The organism is Hamadaea sp. NPDC051192 (genome assembly GCF_040682475.1).
Taxonomy (GTDB): Bacteria; Actinomycetota; Actinomycetes; order Mycobacteriales; family Micromonosporaceae; genus Hamadaea; species Hamadaea flava.
This window is the reverse complement of record NZ_JBFBAZ010000104.1, coordinates 1-19,191: the sequence shown is the minus strand read 5'-3', so window position 1 is coordinate 19,191 and position 19,191 is coordinate 1. Positions and strand designations below refer to the sequence as shown.

At 69.8% G+C, this 19,191-nt stretch carries 15 protein-coding genes; 12 read left to right on the top strand and 3 right to left on the bottom strand.

Annotated features, from left to right (window positions below):
- Positions 1 to 75: 75 nt before the first annotated feature.
- On the bottom strand, positions 76 to 1,284 hold the full coding sequence (locus AB0M47_RS31300; RefSeq protein WP_363420396.1) for an ROK family transcriptional regulator: 1,209 nt from the start codon (positions 1,282 to 1,284) through the stop codon (positions 76 to 78).
- Positions 1,285 to 1,715: 431 nt separating this feature from the next.
- Here AB0M47_RS31300 and AB0M47_RS31295 point away from each other — a divergent pair, with 431 nt between their 5' ends.
- The 9 genes from AB0M47_RS31295 (at position 1,716) to AB0M47_RS31255 (ending at position 13,522) form a co-directional block, all read left to right on the top strand.
- Positions 1,716 to 3,410, top strand: a complete 1,695-nt coding sequence (locus AB0M47_RS31295; protein ID WP_363420385.1) for a hypothetical protein — start codon at positions 1,716 to 1,718, stop codon at positions 3,408 to 3,410.
- 97 nt (positions 3,411 to 3,507) lie between these two features.
- Positions 3,508 to 4,497, top strand: a complete 990-nt coding sequence (locus tag AB0M47_RS31290) for an ABC transporter permease subunit (protein ID WP_363420383.1) — start codon at positions 3,508 to 3,510, stop codon at positions 4,495 to 4,497.
- Positions 4,494 to 5,429, top strand: coding sequence for a carbohydrate ABC transporter permease (locus AB0M47_RS31285; RefSeq protein ID WP_363420380.1), 936 nt, complete (start codon positions 4,494 to 4,496; stop codon positions 5,427 to 5,429). The genes AB0M47_RS31290 and AB0M47_RS31285 overlap by 4 nt, the downstream gene beginning before the upstream one ends.
- A 68-nt stretch (positions 5,430 to 5,497) precedes the next feature.
- The gene (locus tag AB0M47_RS31280) at positions 5,498 to 7,810 is read left to right on the top strand and encodes a TIM-barrel domain-containing protein (protein ID WP_363420378.1); all 2,313 of its coding nucleotides are present in this window, start codon (positions 5,498 to 5,500) and stop codon (positions 7,808 to 7,810) included.
- Positions 7,811 to 7,814: 4 nt separating this feature from the next.
- On the top strand, positions 7,815 to 8,978 hold the full coding sequence (gene xylA, locus AB0M47_RS31275; protein ID WP_363420376.1) for a xylose isomerase: 1,164 nt from the start codon (positions 7,815 to 7,817) through the stop codon (positions 8,976 to 8,978).
- Positions 8,975 to 10,339 carry a xylulokinase gene (gene xylB / locus AB0M47_RS31270; RefSeq protein WP_363420374.1) on the top strand — a complete coding sequence of 455 codons (1,365 nt, stop codon included), beginning with the start codon at positions 8,975 to 8,977 and terminating at the stop codon, positions 10,337 to 10,339. Before xylA ends, xylB begins: the two co-directional genes overlap by 4 nt.
- Positions 10,339 to 11,313 carry an acetylxylan esterase gene (locus tag AB0M47_RS31265; RefSeq protein WP_363420372.1) on the top strand — a complete coding sequence of 325 codons (975 nt, stop codon included), beginning with the start codon at positions 10,339 to 10,341 and terminating at the stop codon, positions 11,311 to 11,313. The genes xylB and AB0M47_RS31265 overlap by 1 nt, the downstream gene beginning before the upstream one ends.
- A complete protein-coding gene (locus AB0M47_RS31260) occupies positions 11,297 to 12,877 on the top strand; it encodes a beta-galactosidase (protein ID WP_363420370.1) in 1,581 nt (526 codons plus the stop codon). Before AB0M47_RS31265 ends, AB0M47_RS31260 begins: the two co-directional genes overlap by 17 nt.
- Positions 12,878 to 12,997: 120 nt before the next feature.
- On the top strand, positions 12,998 to 13,522 hold the full coding sequence (locus tag AB0M47_RS31255) for a hypothetical protein (protein WP_363420368.1): 525 nt from the start codon (positions 12,998 to 13,000) through the stop codon (positions 13,520 to 13,522).
- A gap of 462 nt (positions 13,523 to 13,984) precedes the next feature.
- Here the strand turns inward: AB0M47_RS31255 and AB0M47_RS31250 are convergent, their stop codons facing one another.
- Together AB0M47_RS31250 and hisN are read right to left on the bottom strand one after the other, a co-directional pair.
- Positions 13,985 to 14,965 (bottom strand): hypothetical protein, encoded by a 981-nt coding sequence (locus AB0M47_RS31250; RefSeq protein ID WP_363420395.1) that lies wholly within the window; start codon positions 14,963 to 14,965, stop codon positions 13,985 to 13,987.
- A gap of 129 nt (positions 14,966 to 15,094) precedes the next feature.
- On the bottom strand, positions 15,095 to 15,898 hold the full coding sequence (gene hisN / locus AB0M47_RS31245; protein ID WP_253760375.1) for a histidinol-phosphatase: 804 nt from the start codon (positions 15,896 to 15,898) through the stop codon (positions 15,095 to 15,097).
- A gap of 52 nt (positions 15,899 to 15,950) precedes the next feature.
- Between hisN and AB0M47_RS31240 the strand changes: the two genes are divergently transcribed.
- From AB0M47_RS31240 to AB0M47_RS31230, 3 genes are read left to right on the top strand one after another with little or no spacing between them, the layout of a single operon-like run.
- A complete protein-coding gene (locus tag AB0M47_RS31240; RefSeq protein WP_363420366.1) occupies positions 15,951 to 16,964 on the top strand; it encodes a sensor histidine kinase in 1,014 nt (337 codons plus the stop codon).
- Positions 16,961 to 17,611 (top strand): response regulator transcription factor, encoded by a 651-nt coding sequence (locus AB0M47_RS31235; protein ID WP_363420364.1) that lies wholly within the window; start codon positions 16,961 to 16,963, stop codon positions 17,609 to 17,611. The genes AB0M47_RS31240 and AB0M47_RS31235 overlap by 4 nt, the downstream gene beginning before the upstream one ends.
- A gap of 56 nt (positions 17,612 to 17,667) precedes the next feature.
- A complete protein-coding gene (locus AB0M47_RS31230) occupies positions 17,668 to 19,119 on the top strand; it encodes a prolyl oligopeptidase family serine peptidase (protein ID WP_363420362.1) in 1,452 nt (483 codons plus the stop codon).
- Positions 19,120 to 19,191: the final 72 nt, after the last annotated feature.

Below are 19,191 nucleotides of genomic sequence, written 5' to 3'. Positions count from 1 at the left end.
GAAGCATGATTCGACCCGGATCCCTGATCCAGCGCCGAAGGACTACGGAAGGACTACGGAAGGACTGCGGAAGGACTAGGGGGTCGGGAGGCGACCGGAGTCGATGGTGTCGAGGACCCGGGCCGCACCGCCGGTCGCCGCCGCGCCGAGCTCGAGCGTGGACGCGACGAGACGCGTACCGCCCGCTTCGGGCGCGATGGACCGGGCGCGCAGCTCGGCTTCGGCCGCCGGGATCAGCCAGGGGGCCAGCTGCACGAAGTAGCCGCCGAGCACCACGACTTCGGGGTTGAGCAGGTTGGCCACCGTGGCGACCCCGTGCCCGAGGTGCTTGCCGGTCTCGGCCAGCGCGTCGAGGACTTTCGGGTCACCGGCCTTGGCCCGGCGGACGACCTCCTCGACCTCGGGTTCGAGTTCGGTGGGGGAGGAGGTGGCCGCGTCGGGCAGCGTACGCGCGACGAGCGCGCCGACACCGGCGAGCGCTTCGAGACAGCCGCGGCGGCCGCAGCCGCAGACCGGTCCGCTCGGGTCGACGAGCAGGTGGCCGAATTCCCCGGCGAAGCCGCGTTCGCCCCGCATGAGTCGGCCTTCGCTGATGATGCCCGCGCCGATGCCGATCTCACCGGTGAGGTAGATCAGGTTGGCGGTCTCGGCGAAGCCGCCGTAGCGCTGTTCGGCGAGGACGGCCAGGTTGGCGTCGTTCTCCACCTCGATCGGGTACGGCGGGTCGCCGAGCGCCTTGCGCAACGCCGAGCGCAGGTCGACGTCGTGCCAGCGCAGGTTCGGGGCGAGCCGGACGATGCCGTCGGCGCCCACCAACCCCGGTACGCCCACGGTCAGCCCGAGGGTGCGGCGGCCTTCCTTCTCGACCTTGCCGACGGCCCGTTTGGCCAGGGCGGCGATCGAGGCGGCGGCCTGCCCGGGGTTGGCCGACGAGCCGGCGAACGCCCGCCGCCAGGACAGCAGCTTGCGACCGGCGAGGTCGACGGCGACGACCGTCATGTAGTCCGCGTTGACCTCCATGCCGACCGCCGCGTACGGCGAGCCGTCGAGCACGAGCATGGTGGCCGGGCGGCCGATCCGGCGCTCGGTCATCCCGGTCTCGCGGACCAGCCGGCGCTCGATGAGGTCGGCGACGAGGCTGGAGACGGTGGCTTTGTTGAGGCCGGTCGCCGCGGCGATGTCGGCACGGGAGCAGGGCGCGTTCATCCGCAGGTGACGGAGGACGACGGCCAGGTTCGTAGCCCGCACGTCGGCGAAGTCGGCCGGTTGCGGTCCGGTCTGCATGGTGATCACCGTCGGCTCCACAACGTGACTTCGTCGCTCCTGACCGCATTCTTGGCGGCTCGCCCGAGAGGTTCCCCGGCGACCGCGTTTCTGGCGGCTCGCCCGAGAGGTTCCCCGGCGACCGCGTTTCTGGCGGCTCGCCGGAGCGGTTCCCCGGCGACTGCACTCGGACTGAACGCACAGCGAGCCCCATCATGCCGTATCGCGGCACGTCGAGTCATCATCCAGCTCCTTGCGCTAGGGTTCCCCCGCCGCCCGGGACGACCGGGCCGTCGTGAACCGCCCGGCGGCTTGAAGTAACAGCCTGGAAACGGCGCTTGTGGCAGTGGTCACCCGTCGGCTAATTTGTTTAGTCGGTAGACCAACTAACTGTACCGCACAACCCCCCGCCTCCCATACCCTCTACCCCCTCCACATGAAGGGAGTGTGCCGTGCAAGACCCCCTCAAGGGCGCGGCCACGAACCGCCGTCAGTTCCTGTCGCTCGCGGGTCTCGGCGCGTTGTCCGCCGCCGGCGTCGGCGGGCTCGCCGGATGCAGCGACAACAAGGCCAACGGGCCCGGTACCACCAGCCAGAGTGAGCTCAGCAAGATCGTCCCGAACTACATCCCGAACACGGCGGTCAAGCCGGACATGCCGGCCGTCGTCGGCGCCAACGGCGCGGTCTCCGACCCGGTGTTCCTGAAGTACCCGGACTCGCCCGTGAAGACTGTCGCCGCCATTCCCGGCAAGGGCGGCAGCTACACCACGATGACCCCGCTCTGGGGCGCGATCCCGCCGTCGGACGGCAACTCGTACTACGAGGCCGTCAACAAGGCGCTCGGCGTGACCCTGAAGATCCAGCCGTCGGACGGCACGAACTACGGCAACGCGCTGCCCGCGCTCTTCGCCGCGGACAAGCTGCCCGACTGGATCCAGATCCCGGGCTGGAACACCTCGACGCTCAACTTCGGCCAGGGCGTCAGCAAGTTCGTCGACCTCACGCCGTACCTCGCGGGCGACAAGATCAAGGACTACCCGAACCTCGCCAACATCCCCACCGGCGCGTGGCAGGCGGGCGTGTGGAACGGCAAGCTCTACGGCCTGCCGGTCTACCCGGGTGGCGTGATCATCTCCGGCACCTACTTCTATCGCCGGGACATCTTCGAGAAGCTGAACATCAGCCCCGACAGCGTCAAGACCCCGGACGACCTGGCCGCCCTCGGCGCGCAGCTGACCAGTGCGGCGGCCGGGCAGTGGGCGTTCGACGACCTGTTCGGCGACGACGCGAACTACGTGTCGCAGCTGTTCCACTTCCCGCAGAAGTGGGGCATCGACTCCGCCGGCAAGATCTTCCACAAGTACGAGAGCCAGGAGATCCTCGAGGCGCTCAACTGGTTCCAGAAGATCGTCAAGGCCGGCCACGTCCACCCGGACGCGATCGCGGGCAACAACCAGAACGGCAAGCAGCGATTCTGGAGCGGCAAGGTCGTCATCAACGCCGACGGCACCGGGGCGTGGAACGGTGACGACGCCAAGTCGGGCACCGCCGCGAACCCGAGCTACCGCCGGGCCGCCTTCAAGCTGATGTCGTCGAAGGGCAACCCGACGGTCGAGATCGGGCCGGGCGCGGGCATGTTCGGCTACCTCAACGCCAAGCTCAAGGACGACCAGATCAAGGAACTGCTGAAGGTCGCCGACTACATCGCCGCGCCGTACGGCTCGGCGGAGTGGCTCATGGTGAACTTCGGCACCGAGGGCGACACCTTCACGATGAAGGACGGCAACCCGGCTCTCACCGAGAAGGGGGCCAAGGAGGTCGCCACGACCTTCCAGTTCCTGGTGACCCCGTCGAACCAGACGACCGTGCAGCAGGGCTTCCCCGACGTCGCCAAGGACTACGGCGCGTGGCAGGCAGAGATGGTCAAGTACGCCGTCAAGCCGGCGTTCTATGCCATGAACATCACCGAGCCGTCGCAGTACTCCTCGATCGGCAAGGCCGTCACCGACATGATCCAGGACGTCAAGTTCGGCCGTAAGTCGGTCGCCGACTACCAGGAAGTCGTCAAGTCGTGGAAGTCGCAGGGCGGCGACGCGCTGCGGTCGTTCTACGAGGACATCCGGAACAAGTACGGCACCGGTCAGTGATCTGCCGCCCGGGTTCCGCCGACAGCGGCGGGGCCCGGGCCTTCGGCTGAACAACGCTGAGCAAGGCTGAACAACCCAGGATCGAAGGAGTACGACGGTGGCAGCGATCGACGACGGTGTGGCGGCGCCGCCCGCCCTGCCCTCGCAGCCGAGCGCCCAGGCGGCGCGCGGCAGCAAGGGGATGAACTGGTGGGGGAGGCTCAAACGCGACCGAACCCTGGTCATCATGACGTTGCCGGCCGTCATCCTGCTCGCCGTCTTCAGCTACGGCCCGATGTTCGGCCTGTTCACGGCGTTCCAGGCGTACGACATCTACAACGGATTCACCGGTAGCCCGTTCATCGGTCTCGACCAGTTCCAGCGCCTGTTCGGCGATCCGCTCTTCTGGCACTCCATGGAGAACACCCTGGTGCTGAGCGCGGTCCAGCTGGTGCTCTACTTCCCCATCCCGATCCTGCTGGCGCTGCTGCTCAACTCCATCATGAGCACCAAGATCCGGTCGTTCGTGCAGGCCATCGTCTACCTGCCGCACTTCTTCGGCTGGGTGCTGGTCGTCACGATCTTCCAGGAGATGCTGGGCGGCGCGGGAATGCTCAACACGTTCCTGCGCCAGCACGACATGGCGACCTGGGACATCATGACCAACCCGGACACCTTCAAGTACCTGGTCACCGCGCAGGCCGTCTGGAAGGAGGCGGGCTGGGGCATCGTCATCTTCCTCGCCGCCCTGGCCGCCATCGACACGAGCCTCTACGAGGCGGCGGCGGCCGACGGCGCGAACCGGTGGCGGCGGCTGTGGCACATCACCCTGCCCGGTATGCGCAGCGTCATCATCCTGCTGCTGGTGCTCCGGCTCGGCAACGCGCTCTCGATCGGTTTCGAGCAGTTCATCCTGCAACGTCAAGCGGTCGGCCGCGACGCGGCCGAAGTGCTCGACACCTTCTCGTACTACTACGGCGTGGTTGGCAACAACTTCAGCTACGGCACGGCGGCCGGGCTCTTCAAGGGCATCATCTCGGTCGTCCTCCTCATCGCGGCCAACAAGGTCGCGCACATGTTCGGCGAGGATGGGTTCTACCGGCGATGACTACCTCGACACTGCCCCGCAATCGGCGTACCTCCAACCGGCCGTCCTGGGAGGAGAAGCCGTCCCCGGTCGGCCAAGGCGCGAAGTCGCTGGTCGTCCTGATCGTGCTGGCCGTCATCGCGGTGCCGATCTACTCGGTCGTGCTGACCAGCTTCTCCACCCAGGCGTCCATCAACAAGGCCGGCGGCCTCGTGATGGTGCCGGGTGAGCTGACGCTGGAGGCGTACAAGCAGATCTTCAGCAACCAGCTGATCGTGCACTCCCTGTTCGTCAGCCTCGCGATCACCCTCGTCGGCACCGCGCTGTCCATGGTGGTCAGCGTGCTCGCGGCGTACGGGTTGTCGCGGGCGCGCTCGTTCGGGCACCGGCCGATCCTCATGTTCATGATCGTCACGATGTTCTTCGGCGGCGGCCTGATCCCGACCTTCCTCGTCGTCTCGGCCCTCGGCGGCTACGACGCGTACTGGTCGCAGATCCTGCCCGGCGCGGTGGCGGTCTTCAACATCCTCGTGCTGCGGTCGTTCTTCAGCAGCACGTCGCCGGAGCTGATCGACGCGGCGAAGATCGACGGCGCGGGGGACTGGCGCATCCTGTGGTCCATCGTGCTGCCCACCTCCAAGGCCGTGCTCGCGGTGATCACGCTGTTCTACGCGGTCGGCTACTGGAACAACTTCTTCGCCGCCCAGCTCTACCTGCCCGACAACGGGATGTGGCCGCTGCCGCAGGTGGTGAACACCTACGTCCTGCAGGGCAACTCGATGCCGGGCTCCGGGATCACCAACACCGGGCAGTACTTCGGGCACCAGCAGGTGGCGCCGCTGACGATCCAGATGGCGGTGGTGACGCTGACGCTGCTGCCGATCCTCGTGGTCTACCCGTTCGTCCAGAAGCACTTCACCAAGGGCGTCATGGTCGGGGCCGTCAAGGGCTGACAAGCGCGGGGTCAGAACGACGCCGTACTCCGTTGACATTTTGTTTAGTCGAAAGAGAAACTAATTCCATGCCTTTCCGTCCGCCCTTGGTGGCACACGAATACTTCAGCGCCGACCCGCCGGAGCTGCCGCGCCGCCGGCACGGGGAGGGCGGGCCGCAAGAGATCACCCACGCCGAGCTGATGGCGACCGACCCCAACGGCATCAGCGTCAAGGCCCACGCGACCTCGGGCGACCTGCTCACCGCACAGGTCACCGCGGCCGGCGAGGGCATCATCCGGGTACGCCTGTCCACCGACCCGGCAGCGCGTACGCGCAGCGCCCGGGTGCTGCCGCTGACCCGGCCGGAGCTGGGCTACCAGGCCGACGTCCAGGTGGCCGACGGGGTGATCCGGATCGTCGCCGGCTCGATCACCGCCGAAGTGACGCTGGAGCCGTGGGGCATCCGCTTCGTCGAGACCGGCACCGGGCGGCTGCTCACCCGGACCGCGCCCGGCGTCGTCGACATCTCCGGGCGGATGCGTACCGCGCCGTTCGGGCTGTCGGCTGTGGACGGCAGCGTGGTGGCGTACCACGAGACCTTCGTGCTGCCGGCCGACGAGGTGCTCGTCGGCACCGGTGAGCGGTTCCTGCCGCTCAACCTGCGCGGGCAGCGGCCGGTGATCTGGAACTTCGACGCGTTCGGCAGCGAGGGCGACCGCGCGTACAAGAACGTGCCGTTCTACCAGTCCAGCCGGGGCTACGGCGTGGTCGTCGACTCGGGCATGCCGATCGAGTTCGACTTCGGCGCCAGTACGCAGAGCGTGGTGCAGATCGTGGTCCCCGACGACCTGATCGACTACTACGTGCTCGCCGGTCCGACGCCGACCGAGGTGCTCACCCGGTACGACCGGCTGACCTGCCGCCCGGTGACGCCGCCGAAGTGGGCGTTCGGCTCCTGGATCTCCTCGGGCTTCTTCGTGGACACCCAGGAGCACGTCCTGCAGCGCGCACGGACGATCCGGGAGCACGGCATCCCCTGTGACGTCCTGCACCTGGACACCTACTGGCAGCCCGACGGCAAGTGGTCGGAGCTGCGCTGGGACCCGGTGACCTTCCCGGACCCCGACGCGATGCTCGCCGAGCTGACCGCCCAGGGCTTCAAGGTCTGCCTCTGGATGAACTCGTACCTGAGCGTCAACTCCGACCGGTTCACCGAGGCGGCGGAGAAGGGCTACCTGCTCAAGCGGGCCGACGGGACGGCGTACGTGGCGGACTCGTGGCACGGTTCGTTCCCCGAGTGCGGCATCGTCGACTTCACCAACCCCGACGCCACCAGCTGGTTCCAGGATCTGCTGCGGCCGCTGGCCTGGCAGGGCGTACAGGTCTTCAAGACGGACTTCGCCGAAGGCGTACCGGCCGACGCGATCGCCTTCAACGGGATGACCGGCACCGAGCTGCACAACGTCTACTCGCTGCTGTTCAACGACGCCGTCAGCGCGGTGACCCGCGAGGTGCACGGGCACTCGATGATCTGGGGTCGCTCGTCGTACCTCGGCGGGCAGCGGCACGCGGCCCAGTGGGGCGGCGACACGATGTGCTCCTACCCGGCGCTGGCCAGCTCCATGAACGGCGGACTGGCGCACGGCCTGTCCGGGGTGCCGTTCTGGTCGCACGACACGGGCGGTTTCTCCGGTACGCCCAGCGACGACCTGTTCCTGCGCTGGGCCCAGTTCGGCGCGCTGTCGCCGCTACTGCGCTTCCACGGCACCACGACGCGGGAGCCCTGGCGGTTCCCTGCGGTCGAGGCGCAGGTCATCGAGGCGCTCAAGCTGCGCTACCGGCTGCTGCCGTACCTCTACTCGCAGGCGCTGCTCTCCGGCGAGACCGGTGAGCCGATCATGCGTGCCCTGATGGTGGACTCGCCGGAGGACCCGCTGGCCTGGCGGGCCGAGCACGAGTACCGGCTGGGCTCGGATCTGCTGGTGGCCCCGGTCATCAGCGAGGAGCAGGAGCGGAACGTCTACGTCCCGGCCGGTCGGTGGGCCGACTGGTGGACCGGTGAGGTTCAGGAAGGCCCGGCCACGGTGCACGTGAGCCCGGCCCCGGACCAGCTCCCGCTGTACGCCCGCGTCGGCGCGCTCCTCTCGACGACCGCCGCTGAGCAGTCGATTCCCGACGGCCCGTGGAAGTCGATCACGTTGGTGAGCGTGGGAGGGTTGAGCGGAACCACCGAGATCCGCGACGATGACGGGGTCACTTTGGTCACCGCGGTACGTGAGGACGCCACGTTCACGGTCACCACGAGCGGACCCGCCCGGCTCGACCGGGTCGAGTTCGCCCAGGTGGCCGGCTATGCCGTGCCCGGCGTAGTCGTCCTCAACGGCAAAGTGCAGGAGTAGACGCATGTCCCAGATCCAGTTCACCTTCGGCCTCTGGACCGTCGGCTGGCCCGCCCGCGACCCGTTCGGCGACGCCACCCGCCCGGACCTCGACCCGATCGAGAGCGTGCACAAGCTCGCCGAACTCGGCGCGGCCGGAGTCAGCTTCCACGACGACGACGTGATCCCGTTCGGCAGCTCCGCGGCCGAGCGCGAGCGGCACATCGAGCGGCTGCGCAAGGCGCTCGCGGAGACCGGGATGTTCGTCTCGCACGCGACCACCAACCTGTTCACCCACCCGGTGTTCAAGGAGGGCGGCCTGACCGCCAACGACCGGTCGGTACGCCGCTTCGCGCTGCGCAAGGTGATCCGCAACGTCGACCTCGCGGCGTCGCTCGGCGCGCGTACCTATGTGCTGTGGGGCGGCCGGGAAGGCGCGGAGTCGGACGCGGCCAAGGACATCCGCGCCGCCCTCGACCGCTACAAGGAGGGCATGGACCTGCTCACGTCGTACGTGATCGAGCAGGGCTACGACATCCGGTTCGCCATCGAGCCCAAGCCGAACGAGCCCCGGGGCGACATCCTGCTGCCGACGCTCGGGCACGCGATCGCCTTCATCAACGACCTGGAGCACCCCGAGCGGGTCGGCGTGAACCCCGAGACCGGGCACGAGCAGATGGCCGGGCTCAACTTCACCCACGGCATCGCCCAGGCGCTGTGGCACGGCAAGCTGTTCCACATCGACCTCAACGGCCAGCGGGGGATCAAGTACGACCAGGACCTGATCTTCGGCCACGGCGACCTGCTCAACGCCTTCTCGCTGGTGGACCTGCTGGAGTTCGGCGGCCCCGACGGCTCCCCGGCGTGGGACGGCCCGCGGCACTTCGACTACAAGCCCGCGCGTACCGAGGACGTCGAGGGCGTGTGGGCGAGCGCGGCGGCCAACATGAAGACCTACACCCTGCTGCGGGATCGGGCGGCCGCGTTCCGGGCCGACCCTGAGGTTCAGGAGGCGCTGGCCAACGCCCGGGTCAACGAGCTCAACACGCCGACCCTGGGCGCAGGAGAGACGGTCGCCGACCTCATGGCCAGCGACGCGGACTTCGACCCGGACGCGGCCGGCGCCCGGGGTGCGAACTTCGTGCAGCTGACCCAGCTCATGGTCGAACACGTCCTGGGCGCCCGATGATATTGGTCGCCGGCGTCGATTCGTCGACGCAGTCGGTCAAGGTCGTCGTTCGCGACGCCGACACCGGTGTGCTCGTCCGGGAGGGCCGCGCGGCTCACCCGGACGGCACGGAGGTCCACCCGTCGGCCTGGTTCGACGCGCTCACCAGCGCGATCGGCCAGGCCGGCGGCCTCGACGACGTCGACGCGATCAGCATCGCCGGGCAGCAGCACGGCATGGTCTGCCTCGACGAGTCCGGCGAGGTGGTCCGCCCGGCGCTGCTCTGGAACGACACCCGATCGGCTGCGGCCGCGACGGACCTGGTCGCCGAGCTGGGGGCCAAGACGTGGGCGGAGGCGACCGGCTCGGTGCCGGTCGCCTCCTTCACCATCACCAAGCTGCGGTGGCTCGCCACGCACGAGCCGGAGAACGCGGCCCGGGTGGCCGCCGTGTGCCTGCCGCACGACTGGCTGACCTGGAAACTCTCCGGCTCCACGGATCTGGCGGACCTGGTCACCGACCGGTCCGACGCCTCGGGCACCGGATACTGGTCACCCCGGCTCAACGCGTACCAGCTGGAATTGCTGGAACATGGCTTCGGACGGAGCGTGACCGTCCCGCGGGTGCTGGAGCCCGCGGAGCGTGTCGGCCGGTTCGGCGCGGGCGCGGGCGACAACGCCGGGGCCGCGCTGGGGCTGGACGCGCAGCCGGGCGACGTGGTCGTGTCGATAGGCACATCGGGCACGGTGTTCGGAGTGTCCACTGTGGCTGCCGCAGATGAGTCCGGGATCGTGGCGGGTTTCGCCGATGCGACCGGGCACTACCTCCCGCTTGTCTGCACGCTCAACGCCGCGCGGGTGCTCGACGCGACCGCGGCGCTGCTGGGCGTGTCGCACGAAGCGCTCGCCGAGCTGGCCCTGTCCACCCGGTCGGACGGGCTCGTGCTGGTGCCCTACCTGGAGGGCGAGCGGACCCCCAACCGTCCAGACGCGACCGGCTCGCTGCACGGCCTCACCCTGGGCACATCGACCTCCGCGCATCTCGCGCGCGCCGCCGTCGAGGGTCTGCTCTGCGGGCTCGCCGACGGCCTCGACGCGCTTGTCGCGCAGGGCCTTTCGGTGCGGCGCGTGCTGTTGATCGGTGGCGCCGCTCGCAATCAGGCGGTACGCGAGATCGCACCGGCCGTGTTCGGTCGGCCGGTCGCGGTGCCCCCGGCCGGCGAATACGTGGCCGACGGTGCGGCGCGGCAGGCGGCCTGGGCCCTGACCGGGCAGCGGCCAACCTGGTCGCTGTCCGGAGTGGACGTCTACGAAGCCGACCCCGACCCCGCCGTCCGGGCGCGGTACGCCGCCGCCCGGGACCTCACCCTGGAGCGCATGTAGTGGCCTTCTTCGACCTACCCCTCGAAACCCTGCGGGACTACCGTCCCGACGTCGCCGAGCCCGCCGACTTCGACGAGTTCTGGGCGGCGACCTTGACGGAGGCGCGCGCCTTCGACCTGGATCCGGTGTTCGAGCCGGTCGAGACGGGCCTGACCATGGTCACCTCCTACGACGTGACCTTCCGCGGCTGGGGCGGCCACCCGATCAAGGCGTGGCTGACGGTGCCCAAGTACGGCGACGGCCCGTTCCCGATCGTCGTGCAGTACCAGGGGTACAACGGCGGCCGGGGCATCCCGCAGCAGCAGATCGGCTGGCCCAACTACGGGTACGCCCACCTCATGATGGACACGCGCGGGCAGGGCAGCGGCTGGCTGATCGGGCACACCCCGGACCCGGTGGGGTCGGGGCCGCAGCACGCCGGATTCATGACCCGGGGCATCACGGACCCGGCGGAGTACTACTACCGCCGGGTCTACACCGACGCCGTCCGCGCGGTCGAGACCGCCCGGGTGGCGCCCGGCGTCGACGGCACCCGCGTCGCGGTCGGCGGTGGCAGCCAGGGCGGCGGCCTCACCATCGCGGCCGCCGGACTGTGCGGCGACCTGGTCGGCGCGCTGCCCGACGTGCCGTTCCTGTGCCAGTTCGAGCGGGCGATCGGGCTCACCGACGCCGACCCGTACGCCGAGATCGCGCGCTATCTGACGGTGCATCGGCAGAAGGAGGAGCAGGTCTACCGGACACTGTCCTACTTCGACGGAGTGAACCTCGCCCGGCGGGCCACCGCGCCGGCGTTGTTCTCCACCGCGCTGATGGACCAGGTCTGCCCGCCGTCGACCGTCTTCGCGGCGTACAACGCGTGGAACTCGGCCGACAAGGACATCCGGGTCTATCGCTTCAACGGGCACGAGGGCGGCAGCTACGACCAGTCCGTCGAGCACGCATCCTGGCTAGGGTCCCGTGTACTTCGGGGGTGACTACAACCCGGAGCAGTGGCCCGCATCGGTGTGGGCTGACGATTTCGCGTTGATGCGTCAAGCGTCGGTCAACCTCGTGACGGTCGGGGTGTTCTCGTGGTCGCGCCTGCAACCCACTCCGGACACGTTCGACTTCGGCTGGCTGGACACGGTCCTGGACGGGCTGCACGAGGCGGGGATCGGGGTGTGCCTGGCCACCCCGACCGCCTCACCCCCGCCCTGGTTCACCCGCCGTTACCCGGACTCGATGCCGGTCACGCGGGACGGCGTACGCCTCACGCACGGGTCGCGGGACACCTATTGCGTCAACGCTCCGGCGTACCGGGCGGCCAGTGTGCGCATCGCGTCGGAGCTGGCCACCCGCTACGGTACGCACCCCGCCCTGCAGCTCTGGCACGTGCACAACGAGTACGGCACCTGGTGCTTCTGTGCGCACTGCGCAGTGGAGTTCCGGGCCTGGCTCGGCACCCGTTACTCCACTGTGGAGGCGCTCAACGACGCCTGGAGCACCGACTTCTGGTCGCAGCGGTACGCCGGCTGGGACGAGATCGAGCCGCCGCGAGCCACTCAGTACCTGCGCAACCCGGCGCAGGAACTCGACTATCGCCGGTTCATGTCCGATTCGCTGCTGCGGGGATACCTGGAGCAGAAGACTGTGCTGTCCGGGCGCGTACCGGTGACGACGAACTTCGTCCTCGGCGACTGGGTGCCGGTCGACCACGCCCGCTGGTCCGCACATGTGGACCTGGTGGCGATCGACGACTACCCGCCGGACCTCGCCGGTCGTGCCTTCTCCGCCGACCGGGCCCGAGGCTGGGCGCGTGCGGCCGGGCACCCGGACGGCCGGTGGCTCCTCATGGAACACGCCCCCGGCTATACGCACACCTCCTCCGGGATGCGCCGGTCGGCCGACTCGCTGTCGACGGTCGCCTCGGTATACCTGGACCGGGGCGCGACCGGGATCATGTACTTCCAGTGGCGGGCCTCCCGGGGCGGGGCCGAACAGTGGCATCCGGCCCTCGTCGGGTACTCGTCCGCCGTCTTCTCCGAAGCGGTCGACCTGGGCGCGTCGCTGGCTTCCCGAACCCCAGCAGTCGTCTCCGCGGACGTCGCCGTGGTGTACGACGAGGAGAGCATGTGGGCGTGGCAGAGCCCGCATCTGCCCACTCGGGTGGACTACACCTCGCTCGTGCAGTCCTGGCACGCTGCGCTCTCTGCCTCCGCCTCCTCCTCCGATGGTCGGCCGGTTGATGTCATTCCGGTCGGGGCTTCGTTGGAGGGGTATCGGCTGGTCGTGGTGCCCGCGCTGTACCTGATGTCGGCGGCGGCCCACGAGTGGTTGCGGACCTTCACCGGGCACCTGGTGATCACCGCCGGGACCGGGCTCGTCGACGAACACGCTCGGACGACCCCCGACTCGCTGGCCGACCTGATCGGCGCGACCATCGCCGAGCGGGACTTCTCGCCCTGGCTCGACACCGTCGTGCCTACTGCGGCCGGGCCGCACCCGAACGTCACCTACCTCCCCTCCCTCGACGTCGTCCCCCTCGACGGCCTCTGGTGATCTTGAACAGAAACTGCTGCCATAGCGACGGTTTCTGTTCAAGACCAACCAGCAGCCCGCAAGGCGGCGACCAGTTGGCGTACGACCTCGTCGGGATTTATCAGGATGAGGAATGCCGGGATGCGCAGGACGATCGCCGGCGATCCAGACGTCGTTCTGGCGTTGCATGTCGGCGGCCCACGCTCGGGCGTCCAGGTGCTGTGCCCCGTCGATCTCCACGTGCACCCGGAACTCCGTGAAGTACGCGTCCAGGTAGCGCGTACGGCCGCTCACGTCCCGTCGCTTCACCTGGAGCTGCGGTTCGGGCAGGCGGTGCCGTCGGCACAGTTTGACGAACCCGATCTCGGCCGGGCTGGTCGCACCCAGCTCGGCCAGATCCAGCGTCCCGGTGATCAGAGCGTGTCGGCGGCAGTGCGGAAACCGGTCGGCGACTGCGCGTACCTCGCTGGGCAGGACGAGGCGCTGCTGGCATCCGGTGGCCAGGATCGAGACCGCGTCCTCGTCGCTGAGCGACCACACCGCCGCGTCCAGCAGCGACCGGGCCATGCTGGTCCGGTGGGGCCGGCCGACCTGGCGGTCGCTGATCGGCAACGCGGTTGTGCGGTGAACCTTGACGGCGGGCACGTCCAACGGCATCCGGCGTAGCAGGGCGGGCGCAGCCCGCGACGCCGGCCGGAGAACGTCGATCACCTCTCGCTTCGGCCAGCGGCCGGAGAGCCCGCCGGCCTGCGCGGCGGCGAGCCCGGCCAAGACGGACGACGGCCCGGCGGCGAGGACGGCGATCCACCATTGCGCCTCCCGGGTCAGCAGGCCGTCGCCGGTCACCAGTACGCCCCGGCAGATCCGCCGCCAGCGTTTGCTGGCGATGAGATGGCGTACGCGGCCAGGGGAGAGAAGCCCTTCGGCCTGACGGGTGGAGATCACTCCGCTCTGCTCGAAGAGCAGCCAGTCCAGCCGTGTGTCCTCGTCGCGTGGCATCCGCACCGCGACACTGTGCGCGTTGGGCTCGGTCGGCGGTAGGGGCTGTGGACAGCGCCTGTCGATCTTGAATAGAAAACGTCGCCATAGCGACGCCAATCACTCAAGATCAACTACTGGCGAGAAGGGTTAGCGGCCGGAGGATTCGGAGAGCGCCGGGTACTCCCGCGTCGGGAGGTCCATGAGCGGCGTGTGCCCGTTCACGACGGGCCGAACCGGCCGTGTGTTGGCGGCGGGCCGCCGGTGCGAGACGACGTCCGACGGCGCGGCGGGAGCGGCGTCCTCGGCTGCGGGATCGGGGGCAGGGTCCGTGCGCGCCTGGGGTTCGGCGTACCGCGTCAGGGCGATCACGGAGCCGAGGGTTACGAGGAAGCCCAGGGCGGCCAGCCAGGTCAGGCCGGGCCGGATGCGGTCGCCGAGCAGGAGCAGGCCGACCACGGCGGCGGGGACGGCCCCGGCGGCGTCCATGGCGGCGACGGCGGCGTTGGTGGAGCCGCGCTGCATCGCCAGGCCGAGGAGCAGCTGGGCGCTCAGGGAGTGGGCGATCACGAGGTAGAGCAGCGGGCTGCTGACGAATTCGAAGATCGAGTGCGAGGAGGCCAGCGGCCGGGCGGCGACGGCGGCGCAGGCGAAGCCGAGGCCGGAGAGGGCGCCGAGGACGACGCTGCCCGGTGCGCCCTTGATGCGTACGGCGAAGAAGCCGAGGCCCGCGATGATCAGGAGGGCCAGGACGAGACTGATCTTGCCGATCAGGTCGAGCGGCCGCGAGGGCGCCGGTTCGGCCGCCATGACCAGGCCGCCGATGCCGAGCACGAGCGCCGCCAGCAGCAGGATCTCGCTCTTGGGGAGCTGCCATTTCAGCACGACCACGCCGAGGACGGCGGTCACGCCGAGGCCGGCGGCGACGCTCGCCTGCACGAGGAACAGGGGTAGATCGCGCCGCGCGACCAGGGCCAGAAAGAAGCCCAGGACTTGGCAGCCGATGCCGTAGAGGTAGATCCGGTGCCCGAGAAGCCGGACGAGCAGGCCCGGGTCGAGCGTGTGATGCATGGTCGTCCGGGAGGCGGCGATCGATTGGAGCAGGTTGGCCACGCCGTACGCGACGATCATCGCCGCGAGGAACCACCACCCTGAGGACATCACCAAGCGATGGTAAACCCCTAAGGGTCGACTCCGCCCAACTGCGCCTCGGGGATGATTCGAATCGCGGAGACCCAGCTCACGAGGGTGACAGCGCGATCACAGCGCGCGCAGGCCGCCGGGCGTCAGCTTGCCGAGAACGTCGGTGTGGAGCTTGCCGTTGGTCGCGATCGCACTGCCGCCGCCTGGGCCGGAGCGGCCGGTGAGATCGGTGAACGTCCCGCCCGCCTCGGTCACGATGGGGATGAGCGCGGCGATGTCCCACAGCGAAAGCTCAGGTTCGACCATGATGTCCAGCGCGCCCTCGGCCAGAAGCATGTAGCCGTAGAAGTCGCCGTACGCCCGGGAACGCCAGCACTTGCGCATGATGTCCAGCATCGAGGCGAGCCGTCCGGTCTGCTCCCACGATTCGAGCGAGGAGTAGCAGAAGCTGGCGTCGGCGAGCCGGCTGACTCCGGAGACCTTGATCGAGGTGGCTGCGGCCTGGTGGCGGCCGGCGAACGCGCCGAGCCCGCGCGCGGCCCACCAGCGCCGGCCCAGGGCGGGCGCGCTGACCAGGCCGACGACCGGCTCGTCGCCCTCCATCAGCGAGATCAGCGTGGCCCAGATCGGCACGCCCCGGATGTAGTTCTTGGTGCCGTCGATCGGGTCGATGACCCACTGCCGGGCGCCGGTCGCCCCGGTCGAGCCGTACTCCTCGCCGAGGACCCCGTCCCGGGGCCGCGTCCGCGCCAGGGTGGATCGCAGGGCTTTCTCCACCGCCGTGTCGGCGTCGCTGACCGGAGTCAGGTCCGGCTTGCTCGTCACGTGCAGGTCGAGCGCCCGGAATCGGGACATAGCCAGCGAATCAGCCGTATCGGCCAACACGTGGGCGAGAGCGAGATCGTCGGCGTACCGGGCCATGCGCAGAACCTATCCGATCACCGCCGTCCACGGTGCTTTAGTCTCGCGTCCTATGCGACGCCAGTGGCTCACCGACGTCGGGCTCACCCTCGGCGTGCTGCTCGCGCAGTCCGCTCCGTTCCTGTTCGCGACCCATCCAGCCGGTGAGAAGTGGGTCTACTGGCCGGTTCTGGTCACCTCGCTACCGGCCCTGACCAGGCGCTGGCAGCCCGGCGGGAGCCTCGCGGTCGCGGCTGTCGGCATCGCGGCCTACGCGGCCGTCGACGCGGGACCGGCCCAGCCCATCTGGTACGGCCCGCTGGTCATCTTCTACACGGTCGCCTATCAAGCGGGGCGAGTCGAGCGTGTCCTGTGCGTCGTCGGAACGGCGGTGGGCGCGCTCAGTGTCATCGGCTCGGTCAACACGGCCGTTCGCGAGCTCGCCTTGTGGTCGGCCGCCTACGCGATCGGCACCCTTGGGCGTACCCGTAAAGAAATGGCCGCGCAGGCCGAGCGGACCCGGATAGCCCGGGATCTCCACGACATCCTGGGCCACTCGCTCAGCGTGATGATCGTCCAGGCGGAGGGCGGCGCGGCCGTGGCGCGGACCGATCCGGGCCGCGCGGAGGCCGCGTTCGACGCGATCTCCGCGAGCGGGCGCGAGGCCATGGGCCAGCTTCGTGCCGCGGTGGGCGCGCTCCGCGAGCCGCTCCCGCAGCTGGCCGATCTGGATCAACTGATACGCACAACGCAGCGCACGGGTCTGTCGGTCCGATTGACCGAGCGCGGTCGGCCTCGCACGCTGTCGTCGGACGTGCAGGTGGCCGCCTACCGGCTCGTGCAGGAAGGGCTGACGAACGTCGTGAAGCACGCGGAGGCGACGTCGGCGGACGTCGTCCTGGACTGGACCAGTGGGCTGCGAGTGAGCGTCACCGACGACGGCCGAGGCGCGCCTTCGCAAGGTGCGCGACCGGCCGGGCACGGCCTGATCGGGTTGCGCGAACGGGTCGGCGCCGTCGGCGGGCAGGTCTTCATCGGGCCGGGCGAACAGGGGAAGGGATTCTCAGTGGCGGCGGTGTTCTCGTGATTCGTGTCGTGATCGCGGACGACCAGGAGTTGGTACGCGCGGGGTTCGCGATGATCCTGTCGGCCCAGCCGGACATCGAGGTGGTGGCCGAGGCGCCGGACGGCGCGGCGGCGGTGCAGGCGGTCGCCGAGCACACGCCGGACGTGGCCCTGCTCGACATCCGGATGCCGTTGCTGGACGGCATCGAGGCGGCCCGGCGGATCTGCGCCGCATCGGCCACCCGGGTGATCATGCTGACGACGTTCGACTCCGACGAGTACGTCTACGACGCGCTGCGCGCCGGGGCGAGCGGGTTCCTGCTCAAAGACGTACGCCGAGACGATCTCGTGCATGCGGTGCGGGTCGTGGTGGCCGGGCAGTCCCTGCTCGCGCCGGCCGTCACGCGTACGCTCATCGACGATGTTCTCCGCCGAGGGGTGTCCCGGCCGGTTCCGGGGTTGGTGGATCGGCTCACCGAGCGGGAACGGGAGACGCTCGTCCAGCTCGGCCGGGGACTGTCCAATGCGGAGATCGCCGCGGCCATGTTCGTCAGCGAGCACACGGTGAAGACCCACGTCAGCAATGTGCTGAGCAAACTGGGGCTGCGGGACCGGGTGCAGGCGGTGATCGCGGCGTACGAGTCGGGTCTCATCACTGCGGGGGAGTAGGAGTCTCCCTCTCGTCGGCGATGTCCGGGGACGGCGTTCCCGGGAGGCTTCTCCGCATGCGAAAGCCTCTGATCGCCTTGGCCGCCGTGATCGCGGCGCTGCTGCCCGCCGTCGGCGCGTACGCCGGCCCGTCGGGTGACATCCCGCCGTATTCGGCCCCAGCGGGCCTGACCGCCACCGAAGTCGCCTTCGCCAACGGCGACACCATCCTGCACGGTTCCGTCGTCCGCCTCGCCGCGGACAAGGCTGGCGCGGACCCCACCGTGAAGCGTCCGGGCATCGTGCTGGTGCACGGCTCGGGCAACGCCGTCCGGCCGCAACTGGCCCAGGAGGCGGAGGTGTTCGCCCGCGCCGGGATCGTGACCCTGATCTACGACAAGCGGTCCGACTACAACCGCAGCCATCGGGACTACGGCGACCTCGCGGACGACGCCCTCGCCGGGGTCGCGCTGCTGCGCGGGCTGCCCGACGTCGACCCCGGCAAGGTCGGGCTCTGGGGGCTCAGCGAGGGCGGCTGGGTGGCCCCCTTGGCGGCGTCCCGATCCAGCGACGTCGCCTTCCTCATCACCATCGGCGGCTCCGGGCTCAGCCCCGCGCGTACGCAGGCGTGGAATCTGAACAACCGGCTGGCCGACAACGGCGTCGCGGCGAGCACCGCGCGGGAACTGGTCGCCACGGGTATGGGCCTGGCCGTCGCCCTGGACCAGTTCCCCGAGGCCAAGCACGATCCGGTCGAGGTGTTGCACGAGATCCGGCAGCCGGTGCTGGCGATCTGGGGCGAACGGGACCTGCTCGTCCCGCCGGCCGAGAGCGCCGAGATCTTCCGGCGTGAGCTGATCGCCAGCCCCAGCGTCAGCATCCGCATCCTGCCCGGCAGCAGCCACGCGGCCCGGGTGACGACCGACGGCTTCGACCGCGTCGGCGGGCCGACCGTCGGCGGCTTCGTGATGGGCGAACTGAGCCCCGGGTACGCGACCCTGATGACCTCGTGGATCGCGGCCGGCTTCCCAGCCGCTACTTCCTCGGGCACGACTGGCTCGGGCACGGCTTTCCCGGCCACCTCGGATGAGCTGCCGGCGCAGCGGACCACGTCGTCGGCGATCGAACCGGTGGGCGTCCTGGGCTTCGGGCTGTTCGCGCTGCTGCTCGTGGCGCTGCTCAGCTGGCCGGTGACGGCGGTGGTCCGGCGGTTGCGGGGTCGCCGGGGCCGTCCGGCGGCGGCGTTGCCCGCCCGGTTGCTGGTGCTGGCCGGGCTGGCGGCGACCCTGCTCGGGACGGCGTACGCGATCTATGTGGTCGCCTCGGGCGGCACCTCGGTGCACGCCGCCTTCCTCGGCCAGCCGCTGGTGTGGCTGCTGGCCCGGGTCTGCCTCGCGATCGCACTGACCTGCGGCGTACTCGTCGCGCTGGCGTTCCGGTCGGCGCCGTCGGTCCGGCTGGGCGCGGTGCTGGCCGGCGGCGTCCTGCTCATCCCGTACGCCCTCGGCCTCGGCCTCCTCCTCCCCTAACCCCCTACCCCGCCCGTAGCGCGCCCCCCGCCCCCCCGGCGCGCCCCGCCGCCGGGCCGCCGGGCGCGGGGC

What these genes read in the sequence shown, in the direction of transcription:
- AB0M47_RS31300 (WP_363420396.1), bottom strand. Translation starts at nt 1,284, where the DNA reads ATGCAGACCGGACCGCAACCGGCCGACTTCGCCGACGTGCGGGCTACG.
- AB0M47_RS31285 (WP_363420380.1), top strand. Translation starts at nt 4,494, where the DNA reads ATGACTACCTCGACACTGCCCCGCAATCGGCGTACCTCCAACCGGCCG.
- AB0M47_RS31280 (WP_363420378.1), top strand. Translation starts at nt 5,498, where the DNA reads ATGCCTTTCCGTCCGCCCTTGGTGGCACACGAATACTTCAGCGCCGAC.
- xylA (WP_363420376.1), top strand. Translation starts at nt 7,815, where the DNA reads ATGTCCCAGATCCAGTTCACCTTCGGCCTCTGGACCGTCGGCTGGCCC.
- xylB (WP_363420374.1), top strand. Translation starts at nt 8,975, where the DNA reads ATGATATTGGTCGCCGGCGTCGATTCGTCGACGCAGTCGGTCAAGGTC.
- AB0M47_RS31255 (WP_363420368.1), top strand. Translation starts at nt 12,998, where the DNA reads ATGCGCAGGACGATCGCCGGCGATCCAGACGTCGTTCTGGCGTTGCAT.
- AB0M47_RS31250 (WP_363420395.1), bottom strand. Translation starts at nt 14,965, where the DNA reads ATGATCGTCGCGTACGGCGTGGCCAACCTGCTCCAATCGATCGCCGCC.
- hisN (WP_253760375.1), bottom strand. Translation starts at nt 15,898, where the DNA reads ATGGCCCGGTACGCCGACGATCTCGCTCTCGCCCACGTGTTGGCCGAT.
- AB0M47_RS31240 (WP_363420366.1), top strand. Translation starts at nt 15,951, where the DNA reads ATGCGACGCCAGTGGCTCACCGACGTCGGGCTCACCCTCGGCGTGCTG.
- AB0M47_RS31230 (WP_363420362.1), top strand. Translation starts at nt 17,668, where the DNA reads ATGCGAAAGCCTCTGATCGCCTTGGCCGCCGTGATCGCGGCGCTGCTG.